The sequence below is a fragment of the Arcicella sp. GW821-FHT09D11 genome, assembly GCF_059416265.1.
This window is the reverse complement of sequence record NZ_JBWKOV010000008.1, coordinates 61,717-77,166: the sequence shown is the minus strand read 5'-3', so window position 1 is coordinate 77,166 and position 15,450 is coordinate 61,717. Positions and strand designations below refer to the sequence as shown.

The following is a 15,450-nucleotide window of genomic DNA, read 5'->3' as shown; positions in this document are numbered from 1 at the left end:
CAGAAAGCATTCGTCTTATCGCCTTTGTGAAAGCAGGGGAGGAAAGTCTGGACAACACAGAGCATCATGCTTCCTAACGGGAAGGTACGTTTTTGGAGACGAAACCGTAACAGCAAGTGCCACAGAAAATAACCGCCTGCAAGGGTAAGGGTGAAAAGGTAGCGTAAGAGACTACCGCTCGGTTGGTGACAAACGAGGCATCGGTAAACCTCATGAGTTGAAAGACCAAATAGGCTGGCAAGCGGCGTTGGTAACAACAAAGTAAAGGACGGCTCGTTCGTGTCAGTGGGTAGGTTGATAGAGGTAGTAGGCGACTACTATTCGAGATAAATGATAAGACTTTTGGAGATTTCTGCAAAGAAAAATTCAATCGACAGAATCCGGCTTATAGAATGTTTACTAAAAAAAATCCCTACAGTATTTTAAACACTGTAGGGATTTTTTTTTGACTTTGGGAGTTGTGGACTTTAAGACTTGATTACTTTAGGTATGATACTATTTAAAATCTTTTAGTCCTCCAGTCCTGCAATCCTCCTAAACTACCGTTTAATAAAAATTGAATTATTTTTTGAAACAATATGGAGAAAATATGTAAGTTTAATCATCGTTTTAAAATTAATATATATTCATGCGTTTTACACTACATCTAACTCCCCAAACTAAGCATCCAAAATTGATGTGGAACTATCATTATCCTTTGGCATCATGGCTTTATGGTATTATTGCCAAGGCTGATGCCGAGTATGCAACTTTTTTGCATCAAAAAGGATATGTATCTACTAATGGAAAATCATTTAAGCATTTTACTTTTTCAGACTTGCGCTTTAAGATGGGGAAGAAGTTAACGAATGGTTTTGAAATTGCTTCTCCTAAAGTACAATGGACAGTATCGTTCTTAATAGACAAAACAGCAGAACATTTTATTATAGGACTTTTCCAAAACCAAGAAATTCAACTTTTTAACAAAGAATTTGACACAACGTTTATTGTAGAACGTGTAGAGACCTTCCCTGAACCAGTTATTAGTACTATTACCCAACTTTGGGCATCTTCGGCAATGGTGGTTGCTGAAAAAATAAATGGTAAAGACCAATACTTAGAACCCACAGATGAGCTATTTGGAAAATATTTGATTGATGGATTAATTGATAAATATATCAGCATGAGGTTAGAAAGAGGTGAAGTAATAGATCCAACGTTGAATAATCAGCACATTACATTCAAATTGTTGGATACCTCAAAAATGAAATCCAGAAAAGTAACCATTAAAGAAGGAGGAGGAGCTGCTACTGAAATAAAGGGTTATCGTAATTTTTCTTTTGAACTAACTGCCCCACCAGAGATTATAAAAGTTGGCCTTTATGGCGGGTTGGGGAAGTATGGAGCTACTGGGTTTGGGTTTTGTGAAAGGGTTATTTAGTGAATTTCTATAAGGGAAAGTAAATAGGGGTATTCAATTGGTACGATTAAAATAAACAACTTGTTTATATATTTCAATTCCTCAAAGAATATCCCCTGCTTTGAAGTTAATTAATTTTTAGAAGTTTAACACAAATTAAAGAGATATTTTCTTATCAAAAATCTAATTTTTAAAATATTTTTATTTACATCTTGTATATATTGGATGATATATTATATATTTGTTTAAATCTTTTAAAAAGAGAAATATGACAAATAATGATATATTGATTAATAGGCCTTTTTATAGACAAAAATGTCTAAAATGTTGCAGAATTATAGATGCGATAGTAGATGATTGCCAAGACTGTAATAATCTATATTTTATAGTTGGAACAAATAGCTTAGAATATTAAGTATATATACAAAATATGTAATTGGAAATGAAAGAAATACAAGAAAGTTTTACAAAACCTACTGGAGACCCTTTTATAGATGTTGGAGGGTACGTCATACAATGTTTAGGTGAAAGGTTTCCTCAAAAAACAATTTTTGAGTTAGTAGAGTATGCGACAACCATTTATGTAAAACAATGGAACAGTAAGTTACATACCTACTTTTTAAATTCATCTATCACTCAACCTGCATTTAATGCAGAGAAGAAAGTTGCTGAAACCTTGAAGTATTATAAAGGGCTTCTCGAAGAAACCAACCCAGATATTAAATATGGTTTTTGTAGAGTTTTAGGAGAAGAAACAAAATTATATGTAGCAGGGAGAAGTAACCACATGATGTCTGCATCGGGCGCTTTTATAAATTTTCATAGTGCTTACGAAAGTGGATTATATTTATCTAAGGAAGCTTTGATACGTATATTCTTTGTTCCTTTAGGTGTTTGTTTTGTGGGAGATAAAGTTGCTTTGTTGCAAAGTAATCATGTTCAAGTATCAAGCTTTCTAATACAGAAGAACGTTGAAGAAAACCTAAAAAATGTTTCATCAGGTTTATCTGAAGGAACATTGAAATCTGAATATGGTATTGTAGCTAATGCCTTATTTAGCTATGCTGATTTCTGTATTGGTAATCTAAGAATTGCTATTCTAGACGAAGAAGACCCTCTTGCTTTAAAAGATGTTCAATTGAATATGTATCATTTTACCAATTTTGGAGCAAGTCCAGACATTGTACTGTACACATTTTCTAATATACTATTTTCATTTTATGCTTACTGTAAAAAAAACTATTCAAAAGAATGGAATGGATTTATAAATCAGCATTTCAAATATTCAAAATTCAAAGATGCTCATTTTGATGTATCAAAACAGGAATGGTATAATACCAAAGAGCGATTAGGTTTTGATAGTTACAAAATTTGGAATAACCCTATTCTCAACAAGTTATTGAAAAATGAATCTATTATTGGGCATTTATGTAAATGGAGTCGTAAAAATCAGTTTAGTTTTAACATTGTAGAAATTTATTGTATTAATTTATTGAAAATGGACAAATATACAATTCAGAAAATCAAGGAGTTATCGGATTTTATTTTAACTAATAAGTCTGATGATCAAATTACAAAAGCGATAGTGAAACTTAATGGTTTAAAAGGTAGTGCAGACTTTAGGCTTTTTCTAATAAAGCTTATTAAGGAAAACTATGAAGCAAAAAATCCTGCGCCACTAATTACTTTAGAGGACTATGTTTTATATCTTTTCCCAGATGGTTCATTTTGGAAAAATACAAGGGATTTATTGCTCATTTCTATTTATCAAAAATTGCATGAATTAAACTTAAGATTAAATGACTTGCCTGATATAGAAGATATTGAAGAAAACGAAGAATAATTTAAAATTTAAGCCAATTAAATAAACTAAGAAAATGGAATTATTAAAAACCCAAGGTTTTGTACTTATTGACGTAGATGTTGTTGCATTAAACAATGCAGGTGCAAGTACTACTACAAATTTTGACAATGGTGTAGCTACTAAGACAATTACAAAAAATGGAAAAAAATATGCTTACGTATCTGGACAAGCATGGCGTTATTGGTGGAGAGATACATTAAAGAAGGATTTTGGCTGGGATTTGTCACCTATAACAAGAGAAAGTAAGATAGCTTTTACAGATGCCAATCCTTTAAAATATTCAGATGATGATGTATTTGGTTATATGAAGGCAGCTAAGGATATAATTCTTAAAGAAGATGGTTCTCCAGAATTAGATTCCAAAGGTAAAGAGAAAAAAGAAGATGTTACAGTAACTCGTGTTTCACCATTGAAAAACTCTGTACTTGTATCAGTAGCAAGTATAAAATCAGAAGAACACTGGTCTAGTATGGCACGTCATGAAGGTGATTCTGTTCCTTATAGCAAAGAAGAGTATAGTGCTATTATGAAAGGAATGTTTTCTTTAGATTTAGCTCAAGTAGGTACTTTCGCAACCTATAATAAAACGGGGTTCAAAAACCTTACCACCAAACTACAAGAGGAGGGTTTGACTAATGGCTGTACTTTAGTAAGCGATTCATTTGTTAAAGATGCGAAAGGTAATCCCAAACAATTAGTACAATTACCATTATCAACCAGATTAAAAAGGGTAGCTGATACATTGAAAGCATTAAAAACTATTTCAGGTGGAGCTATGCAAACTAATAATTTAGCTGATGTTACTCCCAAATTTATTGTTTTAGCTACCACTAAAAGTGGAAATCATCCTTTTTCTCATATTGCTTCAGGAGAAGGTTTATACAATAATATTGCTGTTTTAAATATCTCAGCCTTAAAAGAAGTATTAGAAGATTATAAGGAACAAATAATCGGTACAGTATTTATTGGCAAAAGGTCTGGATTTATGGATGAATGCAATGGCGATTTAGCAACACTTAACTCAGAGTTTGTTCAAGTAACTACTATCAATCAAGCAATTGATGGCTATTGCGAACAGCTAAAAAAACAATTGAATTAATTATGAAATTCCATAAAATTGATATTTCAGGTTGGACAGCCAGTTTTAGATACCCTAATCTATTAAGTGGTTTTCAGCCCACATTGGAAGTACCACCATTGAGTACAGTGTTAGGACTAATTAATGCAGCTGCAGGAAAATTTATTACTTATGAAAATGAAAAATTAGGGTATTATTTTGAATATGATTCAAAAGCTGTTGATTTGGAAACTATTTATCAAATGGATGGAAATGGTAAAAGTACATCGAATAATAATGCAAAATCAAATGTTATTCGAAGAGAGTTTTTATTTAACCCACACCTTATAATTTACACTAGTAATAATGAAATTGCTCAATATTTTAAAGAGCCTGTATATCCTTTGCTACTTGGTAGGATGAATGACCTAGCTAGTGTTGATAATATTGCAGAGGTTGATTTATCTATAAACGATAATGTTAGTGAACTTAAAGGGCAGATTGTTCCTGTGTTCCCCTATAAATTGTCAGGGATGATACAAGCTTTGCCACAATACTTTACGAACACTTTCCCTAGGAAGAATTTAGGAACAAAACCCTATTCTATTGTTTCATGTAAGAGTGCTGTAGGTACATCTAATATTGAAACCTTCAGAGACGAAACTATTGGCTTGAATGTATTTTTACATCAACTAAATTATAGTTATGAACAACTTGTTAGCTAAATCTGAGCCTCAGATAACATTATTAGGTCATATAAATGATTGTTTATCTATCCATTCACTTTTAGAACGCCAATTTGCTAATATTATCCAAATGCCAAACATCCCAAAAGATTTTTGGCATTTGGTAAAAATAGCGATGATTTTTCATGATTTAGGGAAAGGTCATATTGAGTTTCAGAAAATGTTGAGAAAAGAAAAAGATAATTGGAAAAGACAAAGACATGAACTCTTTTCATTACCTTTTTTTCTAGCTTTTGATGAAATTCAAGAGAGTAACATTAATCACTTAATATTTTTAGCAATAGCGGGTCATCATAAGGATTTTGGTCAACTCTTTTCAAAGTATATTTCTAATTTCTATGAATCAGATAAGAATGACCCTTACAACCTTGATTTAGGCTCAATAGATAAAATTACATTTGAGTTAGAATTTAGTAAAGTTAAAGTAAAAGAGATTAGAGAACTTCTTAAGGATGAGTTCAATATTACGTTAAAGGATAACCCCAAAAAATATTTAAATGCCATTCAAAATGAAATCCCCAAATATTTAAAAAATGGAATAAATATTAAAAATAAAGATTATTGGTTTTTAGTGTTGTTATTTGGTGCTATTAAAAATTGTGACCATTTAGGTTCAGCAGGGGTAAAGCACATTCCAGCGACAACTTTGAAGGATTTTGGATTTTTAAACAAGTACCAACTTGACCTAAAGACAAAAGGTTATGATTTTTATCAGCATCAAAAAGATTGTGCTGAAACACTAGGGAATGTTATACTTACTGCTCCAACAGGCTCAGGAAAAACTGAGAGTGCTTTTCTATGGTTAAGAAGACACTTTGAAGAAAGCCAAACTGGTAGAATTTTTTATATTCTTCCTTTCACGGCATCTATTAATGCTATGTTTGAAAGACTTAGAAAGGTAATTGATGATGAAAAAGTAGGAATGCTACATGGAAAATTGAGTGCATATCTCAATAATTATTTTGAAGAACACCAATATAGTCAAAGTAATAAAATAGAAGCAATTAAAGAGTTAAAGCAGAAATTTAAATATGTAACCACCCCAATAAAAGTATGTACACCCTTTCAATTGCTAAAAAATCTTTTCGGTTTAAAAGGATTTGAGCAAGGTTTTTTTGAATGGGTTAATGGATATTTTATTTTTGATGAAATTCATGCGTATGACCCTAAAACATTTGCTCAAATAAAAGTATTATTAGAGCTTGCTACAAAACATCTTAATGTTAAAGTTATGATTATGACAGCAACATTGCCTCGGTTTTTAAGAAATGAACTTGTAATGGCAATTGGTGAATATAAGCCTGTTTTTGCTAACAATGCTCTTTTTGATACTTTTAAAAGACATAAAATTATCTTAGAGAATGGTTTATTAGAGGAAAACTTATCTATTATACAACAAGATTTAAGAAAAGGTAATAAAGTTTTAGTTGTTTGTAATACTGTGGCAAAATCACAAGAAATATACAATATCTTAAAGAAAGAAAATGTTAAGTCTGTGCTTCTTCATGGAGGTTTTAATGGAGTGGATAGAAATAGTCATGAACAAACACTTTTACAGTCAGAATTAAACAAAGATATAGATGATGTAATGTTGCTAGTAGGTACCCAAGCTATTGAGGTTAGTCTTGATATTGATTTTAATATAATTTATACAGAACCTGCCCCTATTGATGCTTTGCTTCAACGATTTGGAAGGGTAAATAGAAAAAGAGAGAAAGGGATTGCGCCATGTATCGTATTTCGTGAAAATAATGAATCTGATTTTCATATTTATGATAAAACAGTGATAGAAAGAACTATTGAAATATTTTCTAAAAATGAGAATGAAGGCATAATAGATGAAGCAATTTTACAGAAGTATATAGACTTTGTTTATCCTGAATGGTCGATAGAACAGTTAAATGATTTTCAAACGACTTATGAAACAATGAAAGCTACTATTGATTTGTTGATTCCTTTAGTTCATTCCAAAAAGACAGAAGATGATTTTTATTCTAAATTTGATGGAGCAAAAATATTACCACAGATGTACAAAGAACAATTTGAGAAGTATTTGGTTTCATTTGATTTTATTAGTGCTGAGAACCTTAAAGTTTCAGTAAGTAAAAGACGTTTTGCGAGTTGGATTAATAAAGATACTATTAGAAAAGAATCATTTGCATTTGAAAAAAATAAGAAAGGTGATTTAATGAAGATAGATTATTTTTTAACAAATAAAATTTATAACACTGAATTGGGGCTTTTTACCGATAAAGAAAATCCTTGGGTTGATGACAATTTATGGTAGACAAAACCATACAAAACTTAAAATAAATATAATTCAATTATTAATTAAAAAAAGGATTTGTTACATATCAAGATAATTTGTATTTCAACGCCTATAAATTGAGGTCTTTTGTACAATCATATATTAATAATCACATAAATGTAAACAAGATAAAATTTTACACACTATGAATATCACCGCTACACATTTAAACTACTTACATGTATGTCATCGAAAGGTATGGCTGTTTTCCAATAATATTACAATGGAGCATACTTCAGATTTAGTAACTGAGGGAAAGCAAATTGGGGAGGAGAGTTACCCGCAAAGAGCTGAACGAAATCAAGAAGTAGCTATTTCTACTGAGATTAATGGGATAACCTGTAATGCAAAAATAGATTTTTATGATGCCAAGACTGGAGTAGTTCATGAAATAAAGAAGTCTAGTGCTAAAGAGATGGCCCATGTTGCTCAGGTACAATTTTATTTGTATTTGTTGCGTAAAAATGGAATATCAGCTAATTATGGATTGATTGAATACCCCAAGTTAAGGCAAACTGAAAAAGTTGAATTGTTGGAGGATGACATTCAGAATGTAGAACGTTGGGTGGAAAAAGTGAATGAGATTATCAACCAAGAAATGTGTCCGCCTCCATTACCAAAAAGTAAATGTAAAAATTGCTCTTATTTCGAATTTTGTTGGAGTGGAGAAGAATAAAGATGTACTATTAAAATATATAGCTTACCGTTAGTAAATCTACAATGATGAAAAAGCCCTATTATTTATTTAACCCTGGAAGATTATCTCGACAAGATAATACATTGAAATTTCAACCTATTGATGAACATGGCAATGAAGGTCAGCCCCGATTTATCCCTATCGAAACAGTAGATAATCTTTATTGTTTTGGCTCTTTAGATGCCAATTCAGCCATGTATAATTTTTTGGGAAAGAATCAAGTAGCTGTTCATTTCTTTGATTATTATGAGCACTACACAGGTTCATTTATGCCCAAAGAGTATTTACTGGCGGGTAAAATGCAGGTAGAACAAACAAAATATTACCTAACCAATAAAAAGCGAATTATACTTGCCCAAAAGTTCGTATTAGGAGGAGCTACGAATATGTTGAAGAATTTAAGCTATTATAATAATCGACAAAAGGACGTAGCAAGACAAGTAAAAGCAATAGAAGGATATATAGAAAAGATTGCTCTGACTACTCAAATAGATGAATTAATGGGTTTAGAAGGAAACGTTAGACAGACTTATTATGAAGCCTTTGATGTAATAATTAATGATTTTCAGATGGGAAATCGAACTAAACAGCCTCCTAATAATGAAATAAATACCTTAATTTCTTTCGGAAATATGATGTGTTATACCCTTTGTTTAGGACAAATTTATCATACTCAGTTAAATCCTACGATAAGTTTTTTGCATGAACCAGGCTATAGGAGGTATTCTTTAGCGTTAGATTTAGCTGAAATATTTAAACCCATATTAGTGGATAGAACTATTTTTAGCTTGCTCAATAAGAAACAAATTCAATCAAACGATTTTAGACAGGAATTGAACCGTTGTGTGATGAAAGAATCTGCCAGAAAGATATTTATGGCAGCCTTTGACGAAAAACTAAAAGAGACTTTTAAACACAGAAACCTTGGGCGGTCAGTAAGTTATAAACACCTTGTAAAACTGGAATGCTATAAATTGAGTAAACATATTTTGGGAATAGAAGAGTATAAACCTTTTAAGATGAATTGGTAAAGGGTAGCAAAGTGTCTAATAGTTTTTATGTAACATTTGTACATATAAATTATTAGACATTAGTCTTTTAATATACCAGCAACATTTTTAATTAACAGATAGATTATAAAATTATGTATGTAATATTAGTATACGATATTGGTGAAAGACGAGTAGGCAAAATGTTGAAACACTGCCGAAAATATTTAAATTGGATTCAGAATTCTGTTTTTGAAGGAGAGATTACAGAAGTGAAGCTTAAAGAGCTAGTGATAGGAGCGAAAAAAATAATGAATGAAGAATTTGATAGTTTAATTTTGTTTAAAAGTAGAGACCAAAAATGGCTAGATAAACAGATAGTAGGTAAGGAATTAAGTAACATTGATAATTTTTTATAAATATAAATGTCGTCGAAGAAGAAAAACCCCAATATTTTTTAAGCATAATTAACTTGAAAAATATCTCAAAATAAGCTAAGTGATTGATTATCAATTGTCGTCGATATCCCATTAAAATCATATCATTATAGGTTGACGATTTTTAGTTGTTTTTTATAACAAAAAAAGTGTTAAATTGAGGCAAATAAGCCGTTTTTGCAACGGCTTTTAATCGTACCAAGTGGAATTGAAATTTAGAACCTGATCAGTATGTATATAGTAACATCAGCTTTTAATCGTACCAAGTGGAATTGAAATATTGTAGGCCTTGATTTACAATACGACGACGATAAGCTTTTAATCGTACCAAGTGGAATTGAAATGATGGTGATTATGAGTATGTCTCACTATACATTAACTTTTAATCGTACCAAGTGGAATTGAAATATACATTTGTAACAAGTGGAGCGAAATATATTACTGCCTTTTAATCGTACCAAGTGGAATTGAAATTTAATAGTTTTGTCGCTTTGTCTTTTTCAGGATTGCTCTTTTAATCGTACCAAGTGGAATTGAAATATGGTTTTTACATGAAAACGTTTTGGGAGTTCCTGATACTTTTAATCGTACCAAGTGGAATTGAAATTAAAATAATTTCTCTATCTACAAGTTCCTCAATGACTTTTAATCGTACCAAGTGGAATTGAAATGCAAAGGTCACTATCCTAAACGATATAGACCCAGCCTTTTAATCGTACCAAGTGGAATTGAAATTTTGAAAAGTGGTTTAGTTCATCCATTAACAAAAACTTTTAATCGTACCAAGTGGAATTGAAATTTTAATATGGTTCTAGGTATCAACAGTATTACACTAGACTTTTAATCGTACCAAGTGGAATTGAAATGTAACTTGCACGTTGTGCATATTCATCCGCTTTCTTCTTTTAATCGTACCAAGTGGAATTGAAATAGTTCTAATACTTCAACCTCTTCGTGTATTTTGTGTACTTTTAATCGTACCAAGTGGAATTGAAATTTTGACAATATTTCGTCGCTAGGTGTTCTTATATCTTTTAATCGTACCAAGTGGAATTGAAATCTCATGCCACGTGTCTAAGTCAATTAATTCCTTTTTCTTTTAATCGTACCAAGTGGAATTGAAATAGTGCATCTTTTGAGAATGCAATTCTACCTTTGAAGCTTTTAATCGTACCAAGTGGAATTGAAATCAAAATGAAAAAGGGGCTACTCTAATGAAGACGCTAGACTTTTAATCGTACCAAGTGGAATTGAAATATTCCAGAACTTTTTTATTAATTCCTTTTCCTCTTTCTTTTAATCGTACCAAGTGGAATTGAAATTGAATTTTTATATAATCAACCGCTCTAGGGTCGCTTATTCTTTTAATCGTACCAAGTGGAATTGAAATAGTAATTGTGTAATCGTTGGGCGTAAAGCTTCATCCTTTTAATCGTACCAAGTGGAATTGAAATGAAGGAACAGCATAGGCATTCCCTAAAATTGGAAACTTTTAATCGTACCAAGTGGAATTGAAATTTTGATGTAATGCGATTAATGCAAAATGTTTGAACCCTTTTAATCGTACCAAGTGGAATTGAAATAATTGAGCAAAAGAGAATTGGTAATTGTAAAAGGTACTTTTAATCGTACCAAGTGGAATTGAAATGAAAAAGAAGACCTTGATAAAGAACTTAAAGAGAAAACTTTTAATCGTACCAAGTGGAATTGAAATGAAAATAAGTACTTCTCTTGATGGCACAACAGTGCTCTTTTAATCGTACCAAGTGGAATTGAAATATACTTAAACTATTCAAATCCACAACAACGCTTTTAGCTTTTAATCGTACCAAGTGGAATTGAAATTCACCTGTTATTTGTGCAGAAACATAAACCTTATCAGTCTTTTAATCGTACCAAGTGGAATTGAAATAAGCCTAGTAGCGTTAGATTCCTATACCTTAACTCATCCTTTTAATCGTACCAAGTGGAATTGAAATCCTTTTGATATTCCTAAGCATACGAACGGAAAATACTTTTAATCGTACCAAGTGGAATTGAAATACCAGTTGGAAAATTCTGAGTAAAATCCGAACAGAAACTTTTAATCGTACCAAGTGGAATTGAAATAGATTTGGCGGACATTGATTTTCATCAAAATGCGGGCTTTTAATCGTACCAAGTGGAATTGAAATAGCTTCCAATTTCTTTGCTTGATTATAATATTGTGGCTTTTAATCGTACCAAGTGGAATTGAAATTACTTTTTTGATTCTGCTTAGTTTGCTGAAGTACTTCCTTTTAATCGTACCAAGTGGAATTGAAATGACAAAACTCTTGTAGTCAAGTTTATTTTTGCATCCCTTTTAATCGTACCAAGTGGAATTGAAATAAATCTGATAATACAGGTAGAAAAGGTAGAATTGTTCTTTTAATCGTACCAAGTGGAATTGAAATTTGAAATTTCTGTAGGGGACGAGACTAGAATCTTTCGCTTTTAATCGTACCAAGTGGAATTGAAATGCTAAAAGGCCTTTTACAAATTCTTGTGAGTCAATTCTTTTAATCGTACCAAGTGGAATTGAAATAGTGAAGTGCCAACTTTTACCCACATTTCATCACTACTTTTAATCGTACCAAGTGGAATTGAAATATTATCGCTATTGTAGGAGTTATTAAAGTTCTGGACTTTTAATCGTACCAAGTGGAATTGAAATATACAAACCTCAGTCTCAGCCCTAAAATTCAAATAACTTTTAATCGTACCAAGTGGAATTGAAATTAGGCTTATAATTTTTAACAATTCAATATCATCATGCCCTTTTAATCGTACCAAGTGGAATTGAAATTGTTCATATTTTAGGAAATAAAGTTTCGCTAATAATACTTTTAATCGTACCAAGTGGAATTGAAATATAATTGTGAATGATAATGCAACGCATTATCATGTCTTTTAATCGTACCAAGTGGAATTGAAATGTGCAACCCAAGCCGCCGCCGAAGCCCAAAAAGCCGCCTTTTAATCGTACCAAGTGGAATTGAAATTCGTATGTTTGATAAGCTGAACCTGAAATATTCCCCTTTTAATCGTACCAAGTGGAATTGAAATGCATCAACGCTTGAAGGGTCTGCGACTTTGTTCAAACTTTTAATCGTACCAAGTGGAATTGAAATTTTGAGGTGGGGGTACGCTTAATAAACCTTTTAAGCTTTTAATCGTACCAAGTGGAATTGAAATATGATGGGCGGTTTGTTCTGAATTTTGAAACCATGCTTTTAATCGTACCAAGTGGAATTGAAATTCACCTATTGTGCTTTTTCCTGAGCCGTTTTTGCCCTTTTAATCGTACCAAGTGGAATTGAAATGCTACGGATAATAGCACTTATGGAATTGATGGGATTAGCCTTTTAATCGTACCAAGTGGAATTGAAATTACTTCGTCAGGATTTTGAATAATATCGTTTATCTTGCTTTTAATCGTACCAAGTGGAATTGAAATTTTTGTTCCATCAATCCCGTTTTTGCCAGTAAATAACTTTTAATCGTACCAAGTGGAATTGAAATGCGAGTGAACGGAGGTTTGCAGATGCGTTGCGAAACTTTTAATCGTACCAAGTGGAATTGAAATATAATAAAAACCAACCCCAAAACCTATGTAACGGCAGACTTTTAATCGTACCAAGTGGAATTGAAATAAAAATGGTAGAGACGAGGGAAGTTAAAAGAATACGACCCTTTTAATCGTACCAAGTGGAATTGAAATCTGCGATTGAGTTGTAATTTCCCTGTGCCTTCCCCTGCTTTTAATCGTACCAAGTGGAATTGAAATTTGTTTTATATTTATTTTCTTTCAAATTTATATTTACTTTTAATCGTACCAAGTGGAATTGAAATTTCCTTCTCAGATGGCAACAGCAAAGAAAGCTGAAATCTTTTAATCGTACCAAGTGGAATTGAAATTTAATGACTGTAATAGGATTAGATGAAATTGTAGGAGCTTTTAATCGTACCAAGTGGAATTGAAATTGAAATGAGCAAAGAATCATTGATTTACCGCCTTCTTTTAATCGTACCAAGTGGAATTGAAATTGATACAATCAACGAAATGTTGAAAACAATAGGTTTTGAACTTTTAATCGTACCAAGTGGAATTGAAATTCTGCTGAGAAAACTGATGATTGGAGAATCACATTTGCTTTTAATCGTACCAAGTGGAATTGAAATTAAATTGACGCTGTGGCATTTTGATGGTATGGGCTTCTTTTAATCGTACCAAGTGGAATTGAAATGATGGTAAAATAACTCATGAAGAAATATCATCATTCTTTTAATCGTACCAAGTGGAATTGAAATACTGTTGATGTGCTTTATGGTACGAATGACGAACACTTTTAATCGTACCAAGTGGAATTGAAATATTATTTGCATTGGGTATGTCAGTGCATTAGATGTCTTTTAATCGTACCAAGTGGAATTGAAATGAAATTGAAAGAGAGAGGTATATAAAAAAATACAAAGCTTTTAATCGTACCAAGTGGAATTGAAATTTTGGAGAGGGGGAGTAAACTAAAAATAAAGATGAACTTTTAATCGTACCAAGTGGAATTGAAATTTAAATCTTTTTTTGCTTCACTAACCTGCTTTTGCTTTTAATCGTACCAAGTGGAATTGAAATTGGATAGTGTACGAGCCTGAACCTGAATCGGTTTTCTTTTAATCGTACCAAGTGGAATTGAAATAAAAGGACAAATACGATAGAATAGAATCCATGTCGCTTTTAATCGTACCAAGTGGAATTGAAATTCTTGTCCCTTCTGTATTGATTGTGTGCTACTTGAACTTTTAATCGTACCAAGTGGAATTGAAATTTATAGTCTGCATTTATATTTTGAATTACAAAAATCTTTTAATCGTACCAAGTGGAATTGAAATTAGTTATTTTGTCTCCGTTTTCATCAATAGCTTTTTCACTTTTAATCGTACCAAGTGGAATTGAAATACAAAATACAAAATACAATTGTTGATATAAAGGGGGCAAAAACCTTTTAATCGTACCAAGTGGAATTGAAATGACAAATCTAGAAAAGCTTCGTCAATACTGTAAACTCTTTTAATCGTACCAAGTGGAATTGAAATTGAACGACCTACAGCATCGAACCTCAATTTACATTTCTTTTAATCGTACCAAGTGGAATTGAAATGCTACTAATATCTTGGTACTTAATCATTTTTGTAAACTTTTAATCGTACCAAGTGGAATTGAAATTATAGTGAGTCACTATCGTTACCTTGGTTACTGATTCTTTTAATCGTACCAAGTGGAATTGAAATGCAGCATTATCAGGGAGGCCTTTTAAGCCTTCGATATTCTTTTAATCGTACCAAGTGGAATTGAAATAACGAAAATCGTTTGGGCTATTTTTTGTATTTATTTTTCCTTTTAATCGTACCAAGTGGAATTGAAATTTTGGTACGGAATGGCAGCGTGTTATGATGCGTCATCTTTTAATCGTACCAAGTGGAATTGAAATATCTTAATCATCAGCATGCTTTAGCTACTGAAAGTAACTTTTAATCGTACCAAGTGGAATTGAAATTTGGAAAATGATAAGGCTTTGTCCAAGCACTAGTACTTTTAATCGTACCAAGTGGAATTGAAATAGTTCTCTTTGGAGTTTGCAAAGCATCTAATTTGGTGCTTTTAATCGTACCAAGTGGAATTGAAATTCAGTTTTAAAACAGGAATATTTTTCGCAAGCTCACTTTTAATCGTACCAAGTGGAATTGAAATATGATGAAATGTGGACAGATTTGATTGATGTTAACTTTTAATCGTACCAAGTGGAATTGAAATCAAAACATAAATCCTACATTTTTAGATAACATTGATACTTTTAATCGTACCAAGTGGAATTGAAATAATGGTTGGAATTGCAGATGTTACGTGATACCTCGTCTTTTAATCGTACCAAGT

General features: G+C 31.8%; 8 protein-coding genes, 1 other RNA gene and 1 CRISPR repeat array (1 of these 10 only partly in view). All 9 genes read left to right on the top strand.

The features are described 5' to 3' along the window. The first annotated feature begins 2 nt into the window (after positions 1-2). Positions 3-404, top strand: an RNA gene (gene rnpB, locus AC07N0_RS19070) — RNase P RNA component class A. Between the two features lie 224 nt (positions 405-628). Further along, positions 629-1,420, top strand: a complete 792-nt coding sequence (cas6, locus tag AC07N0_RS19065) for a CRISPR-associated endoribonuclease Cas6 (RefSeq protein WP_494590526.1) — start codon at positions 629-631, stop codon at positions 1,418-1,420. A gap of 421 nt (positions 1,421-1,841) precedes the next feature. Beyond that, on the top strand, positions 1,842-3,242 hold the full coding sequence (gene cas8a1, locus AC07N0_RS19060) for a type I-B CRISPR-associated protein Cas8b1/Cst1 (RefSeq protein WP_492799169.1): 1,401 nt from the start codon (positions 1,842-1,844) through the stop codon (positions 3,240-3,242). A gap of 34 nt (positions 3,243-3,276) precedes the next feature. Then, on the top strand, positions 3,277-4,362 hold the full coding sequence (gene cas7i / locus AC07N0_RS19055) for a type I-B CRISPR-associated protein Cas7/Cst2/DevR (RefSeq protein ID WP_494590525.1): 1,086 nt from the start codon (positions 3,277-3,279) through the stop codon (positions 4,360-4,362). Positions 4,363-4,364: 2 nt separating this feature from the next. Continuing rightward, positions 4,365-5,045, top strand: a complete 681-nt coding sequence (gene cas5b / locus AC07N0_RS19050) for a type I-B CRISPR-associated protein Cas5b (protein WP_494590524.1) — start codon at positions 4,365-4,367, stop codon at positions 5,043-5,045. Continuing rightward, positions 5,026-7,353 (top strand): CRISPR-associated helicase Cas3', encoded by a 2,328-nt coding sequence (gene cas3, locus AC07N0_RS19045; protein WP_494590523.1) that lies wholly within the window; start codon positions 5,026-5,028, stop codon positions 7,351-7,353. The genes cas5b and cas3 overlap by 20 nt, the downstream gene beginning before the upstream one ends. 166 nt (positions 7,354-7,519) lie before the next feature. After that, positions 7,520-8,050 carry a CRISPR-associated protein Cas4 gene (gene cas4, locus AC07N0_RS19040; protein WP_494590522.1) on the top strand — a complete coding sequence of 177 codons (531 nt, stop codon included), beginning with the start codon at positions 7,520-7,522 and terminating at the stop codon, positions 8,048-8,050. A 47-nt stretch (positions 8,051-8,097) separates the two neighbouring features. Then, complete coding sequence (cas1b, locus tag AC07N0_RS19035; protein WP_494590521.1) at positions 8,098-9,102, top strand: type I-B CRISPR-associated endonuclease Cas1b; 1,005 nt, start codon at positions 8,098-8,100, stop codon at positions 9,100-9,102. A gap of 113 nt (positions 9,103-9,215) precedes the next feature. Then, a complete protein-coding gene (gene cas2 / locus AC07N0_RS19030; protein WP_323246861.1) occupies positions 9,216-9,479 on the top strand; it encodes a CRISPR-associated endonuclease Cas2 in 264 nt (87 codons plus the stop codon). 204 nt (positions 9,480-9,683) lie between these two features. Further along, a CRISPR array of direct repeats spans positions 9,684-15,450; the repeat unit is 29 nt; unit sequence CTTTTAATCGTACCAAGTGGAATTGAAAT; it runs 9,229 nt beyond the window's last position.